Annotated in this window: 14 protein-coding genes, 1 rRNA gene and 1 pseudogene (1 of these 16 cut by a window edge); 9 read left to right on the top strand and 7 right to left on the bottom strand. The window is 68.1% G+C overall.

Features of this window, described 5'->3' with window-relative positions; all coding sequences use genetic code 11:
- Positions 1–31 precede the first annotated feature (31 nt).
- From BAY15_RS00455 to BAY15_RS00435, 5 genes and pseudogenes are all read right to left on the bottom strand, one after another.
- Entirely contained in the window at positions 32–2,056 is a 2,025-nt protein-coding gene (locus tag BAY15_RS00455) for an FUSC family protein (protein ID WP_068847962.1), read from the bottom strand.
- Positions 2,057–2,168: 112 nt separating this feature from the next.
- A pseudogene (locus tag BAY15_RS00450) lies at positions 2,169–3,620 on the bottom strand (efflux transporter outer membrane subunit); the annotation flags it as partial.
- Positions 3,617–4,531 (bottom strand): efflux RND transporter periplasmic adaptor subunit, encoded by a 915-nt coding sequence (locus BAY15_RS00445; RefSeq protein WP_068847960.1) that lies wholly within the window; start codon positions 4,529–4,531, stop codon positions 3,617–3,619. The gene BAY15_RS00445 and the pseudogene BAY15_RS00450, both read right to left, overlap by 4 nt.
- Positions 4,528–4,737 (bottom strand): DUF1656 domain-containing protein, encoded by a 210-nt coding sequence (locus tag BAY15_RS00440; protein ID WP_017354740.1) that lies wholly within the window; start codon positions 4,735–4,737, stop codon positions 4,528–4,530. The genes BAY15_RS00445 and BAY15_RS00440 overlap by 4 nt, the downstream gene beginning before the upstream one ends.
- An 84-nt stretch (positions 4,738–4,821) precedes the next feature.
- Entirely contained in the window at positions 4,822–5,277 is a 456-nt protein-coding gene (locus tag BAY15_RS00435) for a MarR family winged helix-turn-helix transcriptional regulator (protein ID WP_068847958.1), read from the bottom strand.
- Positions 5,278–5,406: 129 nt separating this feature from the next.
- Here BAY15_RS00435 and folE point away from each other — a divergent pair, with 129 nt between their 5' ends.
- The 4 genes from folE (at position 5,407) to BAY15_RS00415 (ending at position 11,652) form a co-directional block, all read left to right on the top strand.
- Positions 5,407–6,009 (top strand): GTP cyclohydrolase I FolE, encoded by a 603-nt coding sequence (folE, locus tag BAY15_RS00430; RefSeq protein WP_068847956.1) that lies wholly within the window; start codon positions 5,407–5,409, stop codon positions 6,007–6,009.
- Between the two features lie 94 nt (positions 6,010–6,103).
- Positions 6,104–7,573, top strand: a complete 1,470-nt coding sequence (locus BAY15_RS00425) for a DUF3375 domain-containing protein (protein ID WP_068847954.1) — start codon at positions 6,104–6,106, stop codon at positions 7,571–7,573.
- Positions 7,560–8,261, top strand: a complete 702-nt coding sequence (locus BAY15_RS00420; protein WP_068847952.1) for a DUF4194 domain-containing protein — start codon at positions 7,560–7,562, stop codon at positions 8,259–8,261. Before BAY15_RS00425 ends, BAY15_RS00420 begins: the two co-directional genes overlap by 14 nt.
- 19 nt (positions 8,262–8,280) lie before the next feature.
- Positions 8,281–11,652, top strand: coding sequence for an ATP-binding protein (locus BAY15_RS00415; protein ID WP_068847950.1), 3,372 nt, complete (start codon positions 8,281–8,283; stop codon positions 11,650–11,652).
- A gap of 5 nt (positions 11,653–11,657) precedes the next feature.
- Here the strand turns inward: BAY15_RS00415 and BAY15_RS00410 are convergent, their stop codons facing one another.
- Positions 11,658–12,434 carry a sulfite exporter TauE/SafE family protein gene (locus BAY15_RS00410; protein ID WP_068847948.1) on the bottom strand — a complete coding sequence of 259 codons (777 nt, stop codon included), beginning with the start codon at positions 12,432–12,434 and terminating at the stop codon, positions 11,658–11,660.
- 59 nt (positions 12,435–12,493) lie between these two features.
- Here BAY15_RS00410 and BAY15_RS00405 point away from each other — a divergent pair, with 59 nt between their 5' ends.
- From BAY15_RS00405 to BAY15_RS00390, 4 genes are all read left to right on the top strand, one after another.
- The gene (locus BAY15_RS00405) at positions 12,494–12,883 is read left to right on the top strand and encodes a YchJ family metal-binding protein (RefSeq protein WP_068847945.1); all 390 of its coding nucleotides are present in this window, start codon (positions 12,494–12,496) and stop codon (positions 12,881–12,883) included.
- Positions 12,884–12,967: 84 nt separating this feature from the next.
- Positions 12,968–14,260 (top strand): ergothioneine biosynthesis protein EgtB, encoded by a 1,293-nt coding sequence (gene egtB, locus BAY15_RS00400; RefSeq protein ID WP_068847943.1) that lies wholly within the window; start codon positions 12,968–12,970, stop codon positions 14,258–14,260.
- Positions 14,257–15,231: an L-histidine N(alpha)-methyltransferase gene (egtD, locus tag BAY15_RS00395; protein ID WP_068847941.1), complete on the top strand. Its 975-nt coding sequence runs from the start codon at positions 14,257–14,259 to the stop codon at positions 15,229–15,231. The genes egtB and egtD overlap by 4 nt, the downstream gene beginning before the upstream one ends.
- A 55-nt stretch (positions 15,232–15,286) precedes the next feature.
- Positions 15,287–17,464, top strand: a complete 2,178-nt coding sequence (locus BAY15_RS00390; protein WP_068847939.1) for a lytic murein transglycosylase — start codon at positions 15,287–15,289, stop codon at positions 17,462–17,464.
- 13 nt (positions 17,465–17,477) lie between these two features.
- On the opposite strand, the gene BAY15_RS00385 is transcribed toward BAY15_RS00390, so the two are convergent.
- Entirely contained in the window at positions 17,478–18,671 is a 1,194-nt protein-coding gene (locus BAY15_RS00385) for a benzoate/H(+) symporter BenE family transporter (RefSeq protein ID WP_068847937.1), read from the bottom strand.
- 638 nt (positions 18,672–19,309) lie between these two features.
- Between BAY15_RS00385 and BAY15_RS00380 the strand changes: the two genes are divergently transcribed.
- Positions 19,310–20,029: ribosomal RNA gene (locus tag BAY15_RS00380) — 16S ribosomal RNA — on the top strand (it continues 827 nt past the right edge of the window).

Below are 20,029 nucleotides of genomic sequence, written 5' to 3'. Positions count from 1 at the left end.
ATTACCTTGTTCCATGCAGGAATGCAGGGCGTCAGGATACTCCCCCCTGTGTGACCGCCGGCTGCTCCGGGAACAGCGCATAGCGCAGCCCCAGAACGCCCATCAGCGCTTCATCACGCGCCTTGCCGGCCTCCACCGTCTGCACCCGCTTCAGCGAGGTCTCCAGCTTGGCCTGCAGCGCGGGCGGCGCGGGCTGTGGCCGGCGCAGCGCCACCTGGGCGCGGTAATGCGCGGCCACGTCGTCCAGGATCGCCTCGATCGCCTGCATGCTCGCCGCCGGCAGCCCATGCCGTGCCCGGCGCAGCTGCAGGATGTTCAGGCCGATGCGGGCCTCGGTGAGCATGTCCACCGAGGCGATGTCGCTGCCTTCGGGGGTGGCCGCCAGGCGCGGGGCGAGCAGGCCCAGCAGGTCCAGCATGCGCGCGGCGAACTGCTGGCGGTCCTGCTGGCCACGGCCTTCGGCCGCTTCGGCCAGCGTGGTCCAGCCCTGGCGCACCAGGCGGCGGGCGGTCCATTCAGCGCCGACCGAGCGGAACAGCCGGGTCATCACCACCGCAAAGCCGATGCCGATGAACATCGCCACCGACGAATTGATGAAGCTCTGGATGTTGGCGCTGTAGGTGTTCTGCACGTTGAGCAGCGCCACCAGGTTGACCGTCAACGGCAGCCCGATCAGCGCGGTCTTGGGCCGGTGCAGCAGCAGCCCCAAGGGCAGGAAGATCACCGCCAGCACCAGCGCCAGGCTGCCGAAGTCGTGCACCGCCGGGAATACGCCGAACAGGTACACCGCCGCCACCAGGCTGGCCACGATCGCCCACAGCAGGAACTGCAGCATGCTCGGCGCCGGGTCGTCCTGCGCGGCGAAGAACGCGGCGGCCACCGCGGCCATCATCGCGCCGTTGCCACCGCCTTCCCAGCCCAGCCCGATCCACAGCGCGCAGTAGGTCATCAGCGCCACGCCGGCACTGGCGGCCGAGAACAGCGCCATGCCGTAATCCACGTGGCGGCTGGCGCCCAGGCGCTTGGCGTTGATCCTGTAGTGGGCGACGTCGAGCGGCGCGGTCCCGTTCTCGATGGCCTGGTGCAGCGTGGCGCAGTCCTGCCACAGGTCCACCAGCTCCTCCAGCCGGAGCAGCAGGGTGACCAGCAGCAGGTGGTCCAGCTCGCCATCCACCGCCGGCTTCAGCGCCAGGATGCGAGCGCGCAGCGCGGCGTACTCGCTGGCGCTGGAGCGGCCCGGCTGTTCCAGCCAGTGCGCGATGTCGTTCACCAGCGGCTCCAGCCCCGGCGGCAGCGGGCGGCCGCCGGCGCGCAGCGCGCCCAGCCGGTCGGCGATGGACGACAGCACCGGCAGCATCAGCAACATGCGTTCGCGCAGGCGCTCCATGGACACCGCTGCGCCTGCATGGCGCGGGTCATCGCGGCGCAGGAACTCGATCAGCGCCTCGAACTGCACCAGGTCGGCGGCCAGCCGGTTGCGCGGGCCATGGGCCTGGCCGCGCAGCAGGATCTGCCGGCACCATTGCGCGGCATCGTCCATCCAGTTGCCGATCCGCGCGCGCAGCATCGGCCGCGCCGAGGTCGGGAAGAACAGCGAGGCGAACAGCACCGCCACCACCGTGCCCAGGATGATTTCCTCGCTGCGCGCCACCACGGTGTCGAAGATGGTGTCCGGCGATGTCACCGCCGGGAAGCCGATGAACGCGGTGGTGTAACCGGCCAGCAGGAACGCATAGCCGCGCGGGCCGCGGTTGAGCAGGGCGATGAACAGGCACGCCGACAGCCACAGCGACATCGCCGCGCTCAGCAGCAGCGGCGTTTCCACCAGGTGCGGCAGCATCCACAGCGTGGCCGCGCCGGCAATGAGCGTGCCGACGATGCGGTAGACGCCCTTGGCCCGGGTCGGACCCAGCATCGGCTGGGTGACGATGTAGACGGTGGCCATCGCCCAGTACGGGCGCGAGAGGTTGCCGGCCAGGCCGATGTAGAGCGCGGCGAGGGCGGCCAGGAAGGTCTTTACCGAGAACAGCCAGGCTTGGCGGTCGAGCAGGAGCATTGGGTTAGTGCTGCTGGGTTGTGGCGTGCCGACTGGCAGCTTGCCGACTAACAGTCGGCACTACCGTCTGTGCGCCTGTCGGCGTTGACGTCACCGTCTGTGCGCCTGTCGGCGTTGACGTTGTCGGTGCGGCGTTGGCGTTCCAGCCGCCGCCTAGGACCAGGAACAGCTGGATCTGGTCGCGCGAGACCTGCGCCTGCTGCTGCGCGAGCGTGGCATCGGCCGACACCAGGGTGCGGTCGGCGTCCAGGCTGGACAGGTACGGGGTGCGCCCGCCCTGGTACAGCCGACGGTTCTGCTCGGCGGCCAGCGCGGCCTGGGCCTGCGCCTGCTGCAGCGACTGCAGGCGCTGCAGGTCGTGTGCGTAGCGGCTCAGTGCGGTCTGGGTTTCGCGCAGCGCCTGCAGCACGCTGTGGTCGAACTCGGCCAGCGCCGCATCGGCCCCGGCTTCGGTGGCGTGGATGCGCGCGTGGGTGCCCGAGGACGGCAGCGTCCACGAGATCAGCGGGCCGAACGACCACTGCTGGGTCAGCGGTTCGCCGAAATCAGCAAGCAGGCCGGCCGCGCCAAGCGACGCGCCCAGGCGGATGTCCGGGTACAGCTCGGCGGTGGCCACGCCGATCCGCGCGGTGGCCGCAGCCAGCTTGCGTTCGGCCTGGCGGATGTCGGGGCGGCGCTGCAGCAGCGCGCGGCCATCGCCCACCGGCAGCGGCTGGGCCAGGGTCGGGGCGTGGTCGCACGCGTCCACGCCCTCGGGCAGCTGGCCCGGGGTGCGGCCGAGCAGGGCGGCCAGCTGGTATTCGGAGGCCTGGCGCTGCGCCTGCAGCGGCGGCAGTGCGGCTTCCAGCATCGCCACCTGCGCGTTGGCGCGGGCCAGTTCCGGCGGCGTGCCGCGCCCGGCGCTGATCAGCCGCTGGGTCACCTCGCGGCTGCGCTGCTGCAGCTGCAGGGAGTGTTCGGCCACGTGCAGTTCGTGGTTGGCGTGGCAGATCTCCACGTAGCTGCCGGCGACCTGGGCCACCAGCGAGACCCGTGCCAGGTCCATCGCCGCGGCCACCGACTGCTCATCGGCCCGCGCGGCTTCGGAGGCGCGCTTGAGCTTGCCGAACAGGTCGAACTGGTAGGACACCGCGAACTTGCCGTCGGCCAGGTTGATCGGCGGCAGCTCGTGCTCGAGCAGGAACGATTCGGCCGAGAGTTGCGCGCGGCTCACCCCGGCCTCGGCGTCGTATTCGAAACCACCGGCATCCAGCGCCTGCTCGTACACGGCGGCGGCGCGGCGCAGGTTGGCATCGGCCACCTTCAGTTCCACGTTGTCGCGCAGCGCCTGTTCCACCAGTCCATTTAGCGTGGCGTCCTGGTACAGCTCCCACCAGCGTGCCGGCAGCTCGGCGCCTGGTGCCACCTGCGGGTTGGCGGTGTCGATGAACGCCGCGTTGGCCTCAGGGTGCTGGAAAGCCGAACCGGCCGGTACCGCGTAATCCGGGCCGACCGTGCGGCATGCGGCCAGGCTGCTGGTCAGCGCCAGGGCGAAGGCGATGCGGTGCAGGGTCGGGCGGTTCACAGGGCCGCCCGTGCCGGTTGCGCCGGCGTGGGGGTGGGAGTGGCGGCGTCCGGCTCGATGGTGACCGTGGCGGTGCGCCCGGCGATCAGGTTCACGCCGGTGGGAATGGTGTCGATGTGGATGCGCACCGGGATGCGCTGGGCCAGCCGCACCCAGTCGAACGCCGGGGTCACGTTCGGCAGCAGGCTGGAGCCTTCGCTGCGGTAACGATCCTCGATGCCGGCGGCGATGCTCTGCACGTGGCCCTGCAGCGGCTGCGCCTCGCCCATCAGGCGGATGTCGACCTTCTGCCCGGCATGCACGCCGCGCAGGCGGGTTTCCTCGAAGTAGCCATCCACCCGGAACGAGCCGGTATCCAGTACCGCCATCACCGGGCGGCCCGCGGTGACGTAGTCGCCGGCGCGGACGGTGCGGTCGTTGACGTGGCCATCGCTGGGGCTGCGCACCTCGGTGCGGGCCAGGTTGAGCTTGGCCAGGTCCACCGCGGCCTGCGCGGTGGCGGTGGACGCCTGCGCGGCCTGCAGCTTGGCGCGGCGCACTTCGGCGTCCTCGGCGGCCACCAGGTCCTGCAGGCTGCGGTCGCGGGCGATCTCGCGCCGCAGCTGCTCCAGCGTGGCGCGGCGTTCGCCCAGCGTGGCCTGGGCCTGTTCCAGCGCGATCTGGTAACGCGCCCGGTCCACCACGAACAGGACCTCGCCGCGCTCCACCGGCTGGTTGTCGGCCACCTTCACCGCTTCCACCAGCCCGGACACGTCCGGCGCGACCTGGACCACGTCCGCGCTGACGTGCGCATCGCGGGTCCACGGCTCGTCCATGTAGTACGACCACAGGTGGCGCAGCACCAGCAGGGCGGCAAAGACGGCAACCACGGTCAGGACGACCGGGAAGGTGTGCTTGAGGATCTTGTTCACGATTGCATCCAACGCATCAGGGAAAACAACCCGCCGAGCACGATCACGTACACGGCCAGGTTGAACAGGGCGGGGTGCCAGATGTGGCGATAGGCGCCGGTGCGCTGCAGGACCAGGCGCAGCCCGCTCTTGAGCAGGTAGGCCAGCAGCATCAGCCCGAGCAGGGTCGGGACGAACACACCATAGAGACTGAATTCACCGTACATCGGGGCAGGAAGTTCGCAGGAAAGCGGAAAGGGGAACACCACGGCGTCGCAGGACAACACCGGGAGGTGGGGCAGGGCAGCGGCTTACGTCACGCGGTCGGACGCCTCGGCCAGCAGCTTCCACAGCTTCAGCACGGTGCGCAGTTCCTCGGTGGTCAGCTCGCCGAACACGTCCTGGCGCAGGCCGATCAGCTGGCTCTCCAGCGCACTTACCAGCGCCTCGCCCTTGTCGGTCAGCCACAGCAGGTTGGCCCGGCGGTCGCTGGCATCGCTTTCGCGGCGCACCAGTTCGCTGGCCGACAGCTTGTCCAGCAGGCGCACCAGCGAGGGGCCTTCCATGCCCAGCTGTTGGGCCAGGGTGACCTGGCGGATACCACCGCCGGCGCGGCCGATCATCAGCAGCGGCATGGTGCAGGCGGCGGAAATGCCATAGCTGCCCAACGCCTGGTCGGCCAGGCGCTGCCATTGCCGCCCTGAGTGGAGCAGGCCGGAGCTGAGCTGCATCTGCAGCTGGGTGCGTTCGTCAAGGGAGCGTTTCATGGCAGATAGATAGGATACTACTAATTTCATTCCTATCAATACCCCCGACCCAACCGCAGCCCAACGGCCGGGGGACGCCCGGGGGCTCTGTCGGGTACGATGCTCGCCCCCCTTCGGGTGCTGTATGTAATGAGCAAACAAGACAACGACGTGACCCCGGTGACCCAGGACGAGGCCGAATCGGCCGTGCGCACCCTGCTGCGCTGGGCCGGTGAAGATCCCACCCGTGAAGGGCTGCTGGACACCCCGCGGCGCGTCGCCGAAGCCTATGGCGACTGGTTCAGCGGCTACCGCGACGACCCGCGCGCCTACATGGAACGGACCTTCGAAGAGGTTGCCGGCTACGACGAACTGATCGTGCTGCGCGACATCGAGTACGAAAGCCACTGCGAACACCACATGGCGCCGATCATCGGCCGCGTGCACGTCGGCTACCTGCCGGCCGGCAAGGTGGTGGGCATCAGCAAGCTGGCCCGCGTGGTGGAGGCCTATGCCCGCCGCTTCCAGGTCCAGGAGAAGATGACCGCGCAGATCGCCCAGTGCATCCAGGACGTGCTGCAGCCGATCGGCGTGGGCGTGGTGGTGGAAGGTGCGCACGAGTGCATGACCACCCGCGGCATCCACAAGCGCGGCGTGAGCATGGTCACCTCCAAGATGCTGGGCAGCTTCCGTGAAGACGCCCGCACCCGGGCCGAGTTCCTGCGCTTCATCGAAGTGGGCGGCAAGCGCTGAGTACGCCGCGCGCCCGGCATGAGCGTGCCGGGCCGATGCCCCTCCCGCTGCGCGGCGCCTGGCCGCGCGGCGTCTATCCGGATGTCCTGGCTGCATGAAGCACCGCGAACGCATCACCCGTTACCGCACCCTGCGCGAACAGCCCCAGTGGAAGCTGCTGGCCGCTGCCAACGCCCCGGAGATCATCGGCCTGCTGCAGAGCCTGCTGATGGACGGCGAGCGCACCCTGCCGGCGGCAGCGCTGCACGAGCGCCTGCAGCGCGCGCTGGACCAGCTCAATGGCGAAGAACTGTCGCGCGAGCTGCCGCGCACCGCCCAGGCCTACATCGCCCACTGGCTGGCCCAGGGCTGGCTGGAGCGGCGCCTGCCCGAGGGCGCCGACCAGGAGCAGTACGAACTGTCCACCCAGGCGCTGCAGGCGATCCGTTTCGCCGACAGCCTGGAGCAGACGCGCGTGGCGGCCACCGAAAGCCGGTTGGCGCTGGTCATCGAGCAGCTCTCGCAGCTGGCCGCGCAGACCGAATCCGATCCGGACGCGCGCTTGTCGGCGCTGCGCGACGAGCGCGACCGCATCGACGCGGAGATCGCGCGGGTCGGGGTTGGCCGCGTGGCGACCCTGGATGGCAAGCGCGCGCTGGAACGGGCGCGCCAGATCATCGGCCTGGCCGACGATCTCACCGAAGACTTCCGCCGTGTCCGCGACGACTTCGAACGGCTCAACCGCGAGTTCCGCGAACGCATCATTGACGACGAGAGCGAACGCGGCGACGTGCTGTCGCGGCTGTTCGAGGGCGTGGATGTGATCGGCGACAGCGACGCCGGACGCAGCTTCCAGGCGTTCTGGCGGCTGCTCAACGATGCCGAACAGAGCGCCCAGCTGGATGCGGCGCTGGAGACCGTGCTCGCGCGCGGCTTTGCCCGCAAGCTGGACCGTGACGAGCGCGCCTTCCTGCGCGGCTTCACCGGCACCATGCTCGACCGCGGCGGCCAGGTCCACGATGTCCTGCAGCACTTCGCACGCAGCCTGCGCGGCTTCGTGCAGAGCCGTGGGTATCTTGAGCAGCGCCGGCTCAACCAGCTGCTCAAGCAGGCGCAGTCCGAAGCACTGGCGCTGCGCGATGAATTCACCGCCCAGCGGCCGATCGGCCGCGACCTGCAGCTGACCACCAGCCGCCTGCGCTCGTGGTCGCAGTGGAAACTGCATGACCCGCGCAGCGCCCACGTCGATGGCAGCGTGCAGCGCAACGATGCCGCCAGCATTTCGCTGGAAAGCGTCGGCGACCTGGTGGCTTCGTCGGAAATCGACTTCCGCACCCTGCGCCGCGACCTGCACGACCTGCTGGCCATCCAACCGAAGCTGAGCATTGCCCAGGCCCTGTCGCAGCGCGACGCGCCGCAGGGGTTGGGCAGCGTGATCGGCTACCTGTCGCTGGGCACGCGCCACGGCACGGTGGTGGAAGGCGAACAGGAAACCGCGCATTGGCGTGGCGGCGATGGACAGTGGCGGCGGGCCCGTATCCCGTTGGTTTGGTTCACCCAGGAGAAACGCCATGAGCTGGCATGAAGATTCCAACGACGCCACCCTGATCGACGGTGACGCACCCGACCTCGACGCCGAGCCGGTGGTGGTCACGCCGCTGCCGCGGCGGAACAACGACGTCTACTACCTGGGCGACACCGGCCGGCTGCCGCTGGATGGGCGCCGCGCGCTGTGCCAGCTGCTGATCGGCCCCAGCATCGACCAGCTGCGCCATCCCAAGCTGTGGCCGGCGCTGATCCGCAGTGAAGCGGCCATCCGCTCCTCGCTGGCCGACCTGTTCCTGGAACTGGTGCTGGACCGCGACAGTGGCGTGGCCTTCACCCGCCAGGCCGACACCGAAGACGTCGAAGCGCCGGTGCTGCTGCGCAGCTCGCCGTTGACCTTCATCGATTCGGTGCTGCTGCTGTACCTGCGCCAGCAGCTGGCCGAGGCCGACGCGCGTGGCAATCGCGCGGTCGTGGCCGACACCGAGATGGCCGAAGCGCTGGCGATCTACGAGAAGAACCTCTCCACCGACCGCGCCGGGTTCAACCGTCGCGTCGCGGCGGCGGTGCAGAAGATGAAAGAGAACCACATCCTGACCCGCCTGGCGGGCCAGGAAGACCGGCACGAAGTATCGCCCGCACTGAAGCTGCTGTTCTCCGCCGAAGACGTGTCCGCACTTTCGTCGGTGTACCGCCAGTTGCGCGAAACCCCTGCTGCCAAAGCCTGAACGGAACGACCGATAACGCATGGCCATCTCCAAGAACACTCCTGCCCTGTTCACCGAAGGGCTGCCGGACCCGCGCCAGCAGCAGTTCCGCATGCGCCGGCTGCAGGTGCACAACTGGGGCACCTTCAACGGCCTGACCGAAGTTCCGATCGCCGAGCGCGGCTTCCTGTTCGTCGGCCGTTCCGGTTCGGGCAAGTCGACCCTGCTCGATGCCATGTCGGCAATGCTGGTGCCGCCGTCGATCGTGGACTTCAACGCCGCCGCCCGCGAAGCCGAACGCAGCGGCCGCGACCGCAACCTGGTCTCCTACGTGCGTGGCGCATGGGCGGACCAGCAGGACCGGGGCACCGGCGAAATTGCCACCCAATACCTGCGCAAGGGCGCAACCTGGACCGCGCTCGTGCTGGAGTACCGCGCCGGCGATGGTCGCGTGGTCAGCCTGGTGCGGCTGTTCTGGATCGCCGGCAACGGCGCGGCCGCCGCCGACGTCCGCAAGCATTACCTCATCGCCGAGCGTCCGTTCGATATCGCCAAGGACCTGGGCGGCTTTGACCTGGACCTGCGCAAGCTCAAGCAGCGGCTGGGCGATGTACACCACTTCGACAGCTTCACCGGCTACGCCGAGCGCTTCCGGCACCTGCTGGGCATCGACAATGAAATGGCGCTGCGCCTGCTGCACAAGACGCAGTCGGCCAAGAACCTGGGCGACCTGAACGTCTTCCTGCGCGACTTCATGCTGGATACGCCGCGCACCTTCGATGCCGCCGAACGGCTGGTCAGCGACTTCGCCGAACTGGATGGCGCGCACAAGTCGGTGGTCACCGCCCGCCTGCAGGTGGAAACCCTGCTGCCGGCGCGCGCGCTGCATGCCGAACTGAAGGCGATGAACCTGCAGCGTGCCGACGAGGAGACGCTGAAGCTGGGCCTGGACAGTTTCCGCGAGTCGCGCCTGCAGCTGCTGCTGGAGAAGCGGCTGCAGGAAATCGATGTGCGCAACCGCGGGCTGCAGGGTGAAGAAACCCAGCGCCGGCAGGCCCTGGCCAACCATGAGGAGCACCTGGCCGAGCTGGAGCTGCAGCGTCGCCAGCAGGGCGGCGAGCGCATCGAGGAACTCGAACGCGAACAGGGCCGGGCCCAGGCCGAACTGGACCGCCGCCAGTCCAAGCGCGAGCAGGCCCGCCAGGCCGCCGCCAGGCTGCAGAACGAACTTCCCGATGACGCCCATGCCTTCGCTGCGCTGGTTGCGCGCGCGCAGGGCGAACTCGACAACCGCCAGCAGGCCGCCGCAGCCCTGGATGACGCCATTTCCGAGCGCCAGGCTGGCAAGCAGGACGATACCCGCCGCTTCGCCGATGTCCGCGCGGAACTGGAGGCCATGGAGCGCAACCCCTCGAGCATTCCCGCGCCGCTGCAGAAGCTGCGCAGCCGGATGTCCGAAGAAACCGGCGTGCCCGAGGCCGCACTGCCGTTCGTGGGCGAGCTGATCCAGGTCCACGAGGACCAGAGTGCCTGGCAGGGTGCGATCGAGCGCGTGCTGTTCGGCTTTGCACAGTCGCTGCTGGTCGAGGACAAGCACTACAACGAGATCAACGCCTGGGTGAATCGCACCCAGCTGGGCATGCGCCTGACCTACTACCGGGTCCGCCGCAACGACGACGCGATCGCACGCTCGCCGTCCGCGCGCTCGCTGCTGCACAAGCTGGAGCTGCGCGACAGCGTGTTCGAGCCATGGCTGCGCCGCGAGCTGGGCAAGCGCTTCGACTATGAGTGCGTCGATGCCAGGCAGCTGCGCGATGTCGAACGCGGCATTTCGCGCGAAGGCCAGGTCAAGCATCCCGGCGACCGGTTCGAGAAGGATGACCGCAGCGCGATCGGCGATCGCCGTCGCTGGCTGCTGGGCTTCAACAACCAGGAAAAGCTGGCGCTGTTCCGCCGCGAAGCGCAGGAACTGGCGCAACGCATTGCGGCCTGCGACGAGGATGTCGTGCGCCTGCGCGGCCAGCGTGACCTCGACAACGAGCGTCGGATGGCCTGCCACCAGCTGGTGAACGTGGCGTGGGAGGAGGTCGACGTCGCCACCGCGCTGCAACGCCTGCAGGACATCGGAACGGCACTGCGTGAGCTGCGCGAAGGCAACACCGACCTGGCCCGCCTGGCCCAGCAGATCGACCAGGCCCGGGCGGACATCGTGCAGGCACGGCGCACCTACGAAGACACCCGGGTCGAGCTCATCCAGCTCTCGCGCGAGCGCGACAAGCTCGATGCCCAGCGCCAGCGCAGCCGCGCCCTGGTGCTGCCGGCGCTGGGCGCCACCCAGGAAGCCGGGCTCAAGAAGCGCCTGGATCTGCTCGGCGGGCTCAGCCTGGAAACGCTGGAAGCGCACATGCGCGAGATCAGCAAGGGCATCAACGAAAGCCTGGCCTCGTCCCAGCAGGACGTGCACCGGGTCGAGACCCAGCTGGTGGGCTGCTTCCGCCGCTTCGCGCAGGCGTGGCCGGAGGAGTCCGGTGATTTCACCGCCTCGGTGGCTTCCGCGGAGGATTACCTGGCGCGCCTGGCGCGGCTGGAACGCGATGGCCTGCCGCAGCACGAGGAGCGCTTCTTCGACCTGCTGCAGAACCAGAGCAAGAACAACCTGCTGGCCCTGCAGCGGCACAGCGCCGAAGCGCGCAAGTCGATCGGCCAGCGGCTGGACGAGGTCAATGCATCGCTGGAGCAGGTGCCGTTCAACCGCGGCACCCTGCTGACCATCGAGCTCAGCGACCGGCGCCTGCCGGAAGTGCTCGAGTTCCACCAGCACCTGCGCGAAGTGCTGTCGCATCACCAGACCGAAGAGCGCGACGTCGCCGAGACCCAGTTCGCCGTGCTGCGCGAGCTGGTCAAGCGGCTGGGCTCGCAGGAAGGCGAAGACAAGCGCTGGCGCGAGAACGTGCTCGACGTACGCCTGCATGTGGAGTTCATCGGCGTGGAACTGGACGCTGCCACCCGCCAGCAGGTCGAGATCTACCGCAGCGGCGCCGGCAAGTCCGGTGGCCAGCGCCAGAAGTTGGCCACCACCTGCCTGGCGGCGGCGCTGCGCTACCAGCTCGGCGGCGCCGACAGCCAGCTGCCCAGCTACGCCGCCGTGGTGCTGGACGAAGCGTTCGACAAGGCCGACAACGAGTTCACCGCCCTGGCGATGAACATCTTCGAGAACTTCGGCTTCCAGATGGTGGTGGCCACCCCGCTGAAATCGGTGATGACGCTGGAGCCTTTCATCGGCGGTGCCTGTTTCGTCGAGATCAGCGGCCGCCACGACTCCGGCGTGCTGTTGATCGAGTACGACGAAGAAGGCAAGCGGCTCAAGCTTCCCGAGCGCACCCGCACTGCGGCCGGGCAGGTCGAGGACTGACCTGCCTAGCCGGCGAACGTGTCCCAGCCCATCCGGGCGATCAGCACCACCACCAGGCCCACGAACAGCTTGCGGATGAACGGCGTGCCGCCGCGCAGCGCAAGCCGGGTCCCGACCACCGAACCGACGATGTTGGCGGTGGCCATCGGGATGGCGAACAGCCACAGGATGTTGCCGGTCGGCACGAAGAACGAGATCGCGGCCACGTTGGTGGCCAGGTTGACCACCTTCGAGGCGGCCGAGGCGCGCAGGAAATCCAGCCCGAAGAAGCGCACGAACAGGAAGATCAGGAAGCTGCCGGTGCCCGGCCCGAAGAAGCCGTCGTAGAAGCCGATCACCGCGCCGATCGCCAGCGCCGTGGCAAGTTCCTTGCGGCCGATCTCGCGCGGCCGGTGCAGGGCGCCGAAGTCCTTCTTCCACAGCGTGTAGCCCAGCATCGCCACCAGCAGCACGAGCACCAGCGGGCGCACCGCGTCCTTGGGCAGCAGGCTCACCGCCGTGGCCCCGGCGAACGAGAACACGAAGGCCGTGGCGGCCGCGAACAGTACCGGTCGCCAGGGGAAGCGCACATTGCGCGCGTAGCGGAATGCCGCTGCGGCGGTGCCGAACATCGAACTGAACTTGTTGGTACCAAACAGCATCGCCGGGGTGTGCTGCGGCAGCACCGTGAACAGCCCGGGCAACTGCACCAACCCACCACCACCGACGGCGGCATCGACCAGGCCGGCGATGAAGGCGATCGCCACCAACCACAACAGTTCAGGGGGAACCAGCTCGAACACGGCAGCGCATCACGGCGGAAAGCGCGCCAGCATACGCCTCCCCGCGGCACAATACGCCCATGACCCCTGCCGATCCCTGTCCCTGCGGCCGCCCCGTCGCCTACACCGCCTGCTGCGGCCGCTTCCACGCCGGTGACGCCGCGCCCGATGCCGAGGCGTTGATGCGCTCGCGCTACAGCGCCTATGTGAAGCAGCTGCCCGCATACCTTCTGGCCAGCTGGCACCCCGATACCCGCCCGGAAACCCTGTCTCTGGACGAGCCGGCCGGGCAGCGCACGCACTGGTTGGGTCTGACCGTGCACGAACAGACCCTGCAGGATGCCGACCACGCCCAGGTGCGTTTCACCGCGCGCTATCGGATCGGCGGCGGCAGCGCGGTGAAGATGCAGGAGCACAGCCGCTTCGTGCGCCTCGATGGGTGCTGGCTCTATCTCGACGCGCTGCCCTGATCGCCTATTCAACTTGAACGGCGTAACACCGCGTACGCCGCGCCATGACATCGCGCTCACCCATGCTCGCCGATCCTTCGTGCGATGAACGCCGTCGTTGCCCCGCCTCCTACCGCCGTCACCGCTGCCACCGCACTGGCGGCCCAGTTCGCCCGGGTACGCGCCCGCAGCGTGGCCCTGGCTGCACCGCTCAGCGCCGAAGATGCGATGGTGCAGAGCATGCCCGATGCCAGCCCGAGCAAATGGCACCTGGCCCATACCACGTGGTTCTTCGAGCGCTTCGTGCTGGCGACCCAGCCGGACTACGTCGCGTTCGACGCCGATTGGCATTACCTGTTCAACAGCTACTACCAGAGCATCGGCCCGGCCCATGCGCGGCCGCAGCGCGGCCTGCTGTCGCGGCCCTCACTGGACGAGGTGCTGCGCTTCCGCAGCCTGGTCGACCAGCGCGTGCTGGCGGCGCTGCAGGCGGATGCACTGGATGAGCAGGCCACCCGCCAGCTGGTGCTGGGCCTGCACCACGAGCAGCAACACCAGGAGCTGCTTCTCACCGACATCAAGCACGCGCTGTGGAGCAACCCGCTGCAGCCGGCCTACCGCGACGACCTGCCGCGCAGCACCGGCACCGCCTCGCCGCTGGCGTGGATCCACAGCCCGGAACAGATCGTGGAGATCGGCGCGCCCGCGTGGCCGGCGCATGCCGCCTTCGCCTATGACAACGAATCGCCGGTGCACCGCGTGCTGGTGCCTGCCCATGCGCTGGCCAACCGCCCGGTCAGCAACAGCGAGTTCCGCCGCTTCGTCGAAGCCGGGGGCTACCGAGAACCCGCCCATTGGATGAGCGAGGGCTGGAGCCTGTGCCAGCAGGAACACTGGCAGCACCCGCTGTACTGGGATGACGCACTGGCGCGCGAGTTCACCCTGGCGGGCTGGCGCGCGCTCGACCCCGATGCACCGGTCTGCCACCTCAGCTACTTCGAAGCCGACGCCTACGCCCGTTGGGCCGGTGCGCGCCTGCCCACCGAGTTCGAATGGGAAGCGGCCGCCGCCGGACAGGCGCCGCAGGGCAACTTCGCCGACAGCGGGCGCCTGCATCCGGCCGCGCCCGACCAGGGCAGCGCGCACGCACGCCACCTGCAGCTGTTCGGCGATGTCTGGGAGTGGACCAGCAGTGCCTACGGGGCCTATCCCGGTTTCCGTACCTTCGAAGGCAACCTCGGCGAATACAACGGCAAGTTCATGTGCGGGCAGTGGGTACTGCGCGGCGGCAGCTGCGCCACCCCGGCCGACCACATCCGTCCCAGCTACCGCAATTTCTTCGCACCGTCGGCGCGCTGGCAGTTCGCCGGCCTGCGCCTGGCCAAGGATGCCGCATGAGCACTGTCAGTGATGCCCTGGATGCGTTGACCGACCTGCAGCCGGGCCGCGCGCGGATCACCGCCGACATCCTGCACGGCCTGTCGCAGCGCCCGCGCCAGTTGCCTTCCAAGTATTTCTACGATGCACGCGGATCGCAGCTGTTCGAACAGATCACCCGCCAGCCGGAGTACTACCCCACGCGCACCGAGCTGCAGCTGCTGCAGCAGGTCAGCGCCGAGATCGCCCGCGCGGTGGGGCCGCACCTGCACGTGGTGGAACTCGGCAGTGGCAGCGGGCGCAAGACCGAGCTGCTGCTGCATGCCCTGGCCGATCCGGTGGCCTACACCCCCATCGAGATCTCGCGCGCGGCGTTGCTCGACAGCGTGGCACGCCTGGCCGAAGCGCTGCCGGAGATCGAGATGCTGCCGGTCTGCGCTGACTTCACCCGCCCCGTAACGCTGCCCGAACCGCAGCGCGAACCGGCACGCCGGCTGCTGTTCTTCCCAGGTTCCACGCTTGGCAACTTCGCCCACGACGATGCCGTGGCGCTGCTCGATGCCATGCGCCAGACCATGGGCCCCACCGGGCTGGCGCTGATCGGCATCGACCTGCACAAGGACCCGGCACTGATCGAAGCGGCCTACAACGATGCGGCCGGGGTCACGGCGGCGTTCACCCTCAACCTGCTGCGCCGGCTCAACCGCGAGATCGGCAGTGACTTCGACCTGGACGGCTTCGAGCACCGCGCGCGTTACAGCGTGCCGCGCCTGCGCATTGAAACCGAGCTGGTCAGCCGTTGCGCACAGCGGGTGCACGTGGCCGGCCGCGCGTTCGATTTCGCCGACGGCGAAGCGATGACGGTGGAATACAGCCACAAGTACACCGACGCCGCCTTCGGCGCGCTGATCGCCGAGGCCGGCCTGCGCGTGCGCATGCAGTGGAATGCCGATGCCCCCGCCTTCGGCCTGCGGTTGCTGGAACGGGCCTGAACCGCGTGGGTTGCCGCTATGATGCGGTAACACTTGGCTGCAGGGATTCACGCCAATGAGGTTTACCACCGTCGGCTTGCTGGGCGCGCTGTGCCTGGCCAGCGCCCCGGCCGCTGCCGCGCCGCAGGACGATTTCGACCGCTGCCTGGCCACGTTGCAGCCGCAGGCGCTCAAGCAGGGCGTCAGCGCGGCCGGGTTCACCCGGCTCACCGCCGGCCTCACCCCGGACCTGAGCGTGCTGCCGCTGCTGGATGCGCAGCCGGAGTTCACCACGCCGTTGTGGGATTACCTGGCCGCCCTGGTCGATACCCAACGCGTCGACGACGGCCGCGCCCGCCTGGACGAGCACCGCGCCCTGCTCGCCCGCGTATCCGCGCAATACGGCGTCGATCCGGCCACCATCGTCGCGGTCTGGGGCGTGGAGAGCGATTACGGCCGCGTATTCGGCAAGCGCCCGCTGCTGCAGTCACTGGCCACGCTGTCCTGCAACGGCCGCCGCCAGCCGTTCTTCCGCGGCGAGCTGCTGGCCCTGCTCAAGCTGCTCGACGCCGGTGATCTGAGTGCCGATGGCCTGACCGGCTCCTGGGCCGGCGCCTTCGGCCACACCCAGTTCATGCCCTCCACCTATGCGCGTATCGCGGTGGACGGCGATGGCGATGGCCGCCGCGACCTGGTCGCCAGCATTCCCGACGCGCTGGCTTCCACTGCCAATTATCTCAAGCAGGCCGGCTGGCGTACCGGCCAGCCGTGGGGCATCGAAGTCACGATCCCCGCCGGCTTCAACGCCAGCCTGGCCGGGCGCACCCAGCGCAAGCCGCTCGCGGCCTGGCGGGCATTGGGCATTGCCCCCATCGGCGGCGGCGCGCTCGCGCCTGCGGGACTGCCCGAGGATGCCAACGCCGCGCTGCTGCTGCCCACCGGCGCCAAGGGCCCGGCCTGGCTGGTGTTCCGCAATTACGACGCGATCTACGCCTACAACGCTGCGGAGAGCTATGCCCTGGCCATTGCCACCCTGGCCGACCGCCTGCGCGGCGGCCCCGGCATCGTGGCGGCCTGGCCCACCGACGATCCCGGCATTGGCCGCACTGAACGCCGCGAGCTGCAGACCCTGCTGCTGGCACGCGGCCACGATATCGGTGCCGCCGATGGCATGGTCGGCACTGCCACGCGGCGTGCCATCCAGACCGAACAGCAGGCGCTGGGCTGGCCCAATCCGGACGGCCGCGCCGGCCAACGCATCCTCACCGCGCTGCGCAGCGCACCCCCTCTACCCAAGCCCACTACCGCCATGCCCGACAGCACCGCATTCTCCCTGCCGCCCAACCACGCCCGCCTCGTGCAGTCGCCGGCCGTCCCCGACGCCGCGCTGCCCAAGCTCGAGGGCCTGAGCATCGTCGACATCCAGGGCTTCCCGGCCTGGAAGGTGGAAACCCCGCTGGCCACTGCCGCGATCTCCGTGTTTGGCGGGCAGCTGCTGTCCTTCATTCCCAAGGGCGGCCAGGACGTGCTGTGGCTGTCGCCCACCGCGCAGGCGCTGCCCACCCCGATCCGCGGCGGCAGCCCGGTGTGCTGGCCGTACTTCGGCAAACAGGGGCAGGGCAGTGACGTGCCCTCGCATGGCTTCGTGCGCAACGTGCCATGGACCCTGCAGAGCGCGCAGCGCGAAGCCGATGGCACCGTGGTGCTGACCCTCGCCCCGCCGGCGCTGGACACCCTCGACCTGCGCCTGAGCATGCAGCTGCGGGTCGGCCGCACCCTCGAACAGCGCCTGGTCACCGAGAACACCGGCCGCCAGCCGGTCACCTTCACCCAGGCGCTGCACAACTACTTCAAGGTCAGCGACGCCATGCAGGTCAGCGTGTCCGGGCTGGATGGCCTGACCTACCTGGACAAGTTCGAGAACTACGCCACCCCGCGCACCCAACAGGGCGACTGGTCGCTCAACGACCCGCGTGACCCCGGCCGCAGCGACCGCATCTATACCCAGGCCGGTGGCCGTTACGTGCTGAAAGACCCTGGGCTCAAGCGCAGCATCGAGATCAGTACCCAGGGCAGTCGTTCGCTGGTGGCCTGGAACCCCGGCCAGGCAGGAGCGGCGAAGATGGCCGACGTCGGCGCCGGCTGGAAGCACTACGTGTGCCTGGAGGCGGCCAACGCCGGCCCGGACGTGGTCACCCTGGCCCCGGGCGCGCGCCACAGCCTGGTGCAGACCCTCCGCGTCCTGCCCCAGTAAGCGCGGTCAGCGCTCAGGGCAGGGCGGGACCGCGCGGCCGCAAGGCGAGCAGGCAGATGCCGCCGGCCACCAGGCCCCAGAAGGCAGAGCCGATCCCGCCCAGCGACAGGCCTGAGGCGGTCACCAGGAAGGTGACCAGTGCGGCCTCGCGGTCGCTTTCCTCGCGCAGGGCCATGGCCAGGCTGTTGGCGATGGTGCCGAACAAGGCGATACCGGCGACGCAGGCCACCAGTTCCTTCGGGAAGGCGGCGAATACCGCGGCCACCGTGGCGCCGAACAGGCCCACCACGATGTAGAAGGCACCGGCAGCCACGGCAGCGGCGTAACGCCGGGCCGGATCCTCATGCGCTTCGCGTCCCATGCAGATGGCCGCCGTGATCGCCGCGAGGTTGAGGCCGTAGGCGCCGAACGGGGCCAGCACCGTGTTGGCCACGCCGATCCAGCCGATGACGGGGGAAATCGGGGTGTCGTAGCCGGACGCCCGGATCACGGCGACCCCGGGAATGTTCTGCGAGGCCATGGTGACCACGAACAGGGGCAGGGCGATGCCGAATACCGCCGGCCAAGACAGGGTAGGCCAAGTGAACACCGGCGTGGCCAGTTCCAGCCGCAGCTGTTCGGCATGCAGCAGGCCCTGTGCAACGGCAACGCCTACGCCCACCAGCAGGGTGGCAATCACGGCGTAACGGGGGAAAAGCCGGCGCCCGACCAGCCAGGTCGCGAACATCGCCAGCGCCATGCCCAGCTGCGTGCCCATGGAGACGAACACCTCCAACCCGAAGCGCAGCAGTACGCCGGCCAGCATGCCGGCGGCCAACGCCATCGGCACGCGGCGCATGACCTTGGCGAACACACCGGAGAAGCCGGCCAGCATCCCCAGCACCGCCGCCAGTACGAATGCCCCGATGGCATCGCTATAGGCCACTGCGCCCGTGCCTACCACCAGCATCGCGGCACCAGGGGTCGACCATGCAGTCACCACGGGAACGCGGTAGCGCAGCGACAGCCCGATGCAGGTCACGCCCATGCCCAGGCCCAACGCCCACATCCACGATGCGATCTGCGCCTGCGTTGCACCGACCGCCTGTGCGGCCTGGAACACGATCACCGCGGAACTGGCAAAGCCCACCAGCACCGTAATGAAGCCTGCGACCACGGCGGGCAATGAGAGATCGCGCAACAACGAACGCTTGGCAACCGCAGACATGACGCATGCTTCCCTGACGACAAGAAGCTGCATTGTTGGCAGCCCTGCGCAGCACGCGCAACGCGCGTGCTGCGCATCGCCGTTGGCGCTGTGCCCACACACGGCAGGTACCGGGCGTTTGTCGGTACGAATTGAAAAAAGCGCTTGACGAATTTCGAGAAGTCTTTAGTATTCGCTCCCTCGCTGCGACGCGGTCTTCACCCCGGTGAACACCAAGCCAAAGCGGCGGCAACATCCTTCGAAACAAGGTGTTGACGGAAACGAAAAGCCTGACATAATAGGCGGCTCGCTTCGACGAAAAGACCTTCGGGTCGCACGGCGAAGCAGCATCGGCAACAACGTCCACTTCGGTGAGGCGGCCCTTGAAGAAGGGTGTTGACGAAGCGGAAAAGCCAGCTATAATGGGCGGCTCGCAACGACGGAAACGTCGGGGCACACGGAGAAAGGCGCTGAGGCCGACTCCCAAGTTCTTTGACAGTATGCGCAGGTATCTTGTGAAGGCGCCTGCAGGAAGGATGATTTGTCCATCTTGCAGACGTTTGATCAAGCAACATATCAATTGTTTTAAAGCAAGCGAAACGTTGCCAGCGGTCAAGCATCTGCAGCTTTAAATTTTTAGTCCTCGGACTATGCGTTTTTAAGTGAAGAGTTTGATCCTGGCTCAGAGTGAACGCTGGCGGTAGGCCTAACACATGCAAGTCGAACGGCAGCACAGTAAGAGCTTGCTCTTATGGGTGGCGAGTGGCGGACGGGTGAGGAATACATCGGAATCTACCTTTTCGTGGGGGATAACGTAGGGAAACTTACGCTAATACCGCATACGACCTTCGGGTGAAAGCAGGGGACCTTCGGGCCTTGCGCGGATAGATGAGCCGATGTCGGATTAGCTAGTTGGCGGGGTAAAGGCCCACCAAGGCGACGATCCGTAGCTGGTCTGAGAGGATGATCAGCCACACTGGAACTGAGACACGGTCCAGACTCCTACGGGAGGCAGCAGTGGGGAATATTGGACAATGGGCGCAAGCCTGATCCAGCCATACCGCGTGGGTGAAGAAGGCCTTCGGGTTGTAAAGCCCTTTTGTTGGGAAAGAAAAGCAGTCGGCTAATACCCGGTTGTTCTGACGGTACCCAAAGAATAAGCACCGGCTAACTTCGTGCCAGCAGCCGCGGTAATACGAAGGGTGCAAGCGTTACTCGGAATTACTGGGCGTAAAGCGTGCGTAGGTGGTTGTTTAAGTCTGTTGTGAAAGCCCTGGGCTCAACCTGGGAATTGCAGTGGATACTGGGCGACTAGAGTGTGGTAGAGGGTAGTGGAATTCCCGGTGTAGCAGTGAAATGCGTAGAGATCGGGAGGAACA

Source organism: Stenotrophomonas rhizophila, from assembly GCF_001704155.1.
In the GTDB taxonomy this organism is placed as follows: Bacteria; Pseudomonadota; Gammaproteobacteria; order Xanthomonadales; family Xanthomonadaceae; genus Stenotrophomonas; species Stenotrophomonas rhizophila_A.
The sequence above is the reverse complement of the archived record's forward strand: the minus strand, read 5'-3'. Positions and strand labels throughout refer to the sequence as shown.

What these genes read in the sequence shown, in the direction of transcription:
- BAY15_RS00455 (WP_068847962.1), bottom strand. Translation starts at nt 2,056, where the DNA reads ATGCTCCTGCTCGACCGCCAAGCCTGGCTGTTCTCGGTAAAGACCTTC.
- BAY15_RS00440 (WP_017354740.1), bottom strand. Translation starts at nt 4,737, where the DNA reads ATGTACGGTGAATTCAGTCTCTATGGTGTGTTCGTCCCGACCCTGCTC.
- BAY15_RS00435 (WP_068847958.1), bottom strand. Translation starts at nt 5,277, where the DNA reads ATGAAACGCTCCCTTGACGAACGCACCCAGCTGCAGATGCAGCTCAGC.
- folE (WP_068847956.1), top strand. Translation starts at nt 5,407, where the DNA reads ATGAGCAAACAAGACAACGACGTGACCCCGGTGACCCAGGACGAGGCC.
- BAY15_RS00425 (WP_068847954.1), top strand. Translation starts at nt 6,104, where the DNA reads ATGAAGCACCGCGAACGCATCACCCGTTACCGCACCCTGCGCGAACAG.
- BAY15_RS00420 (WP_068847952.1), top strand. Translation starts at nt 7,560, where the DNA reads ATGAGCTGGCATGAAGATTCCAACGACGCCACCCTGATCGACGGTGAC.
- BAY15_RS00415 (WP_068847950.1), top strand. Translation starts at nt 8,281, where the DNA reads ATGGCCATCTCCAAGAACACTCCTGCCCTGTTCACCGAAGGGCTGCCG.
- BAY15_RS00405 (WP_068847945.1), top strand. Translation starts at nt 12,494, where the DNA reads ATGACCCCTGCCGATCCCTGTCCCTGCGGCCGCCCCGTCGCCTACACC.
- egtB (WP_068847943.1), top strand. Translation starts at nt 12,968, where the DNA reads ATGAACGCCGTCGTTGCCCCGCCTCCTACCGCCGTCACCGCTGCCACC.
- egtD (WP_068847941.1), top strand. Translation starts at nt 14,257, where the DNA reads ATGAGCACTGTCAGTGATGCCCTGGATGCGTTGACCGACCTGCAGCCG.
- BAY15_RS00390 (WP_068847939.1), top strand. Translation starts at nt 15,287, where the DNA reads ATGAGGTTTACCACCGTCGGCTTGCTGGGCGCGCTGTGCCTGGCCAGC.
- BAY15_RS00385 (WP_068847937.1), bottom strand. Translation starts at nt 18,671, where the DNA reads ATGTCTGCGGTTGCCAAGCGTTCGTTGTTGCGCGATCTCTCATTGCCC.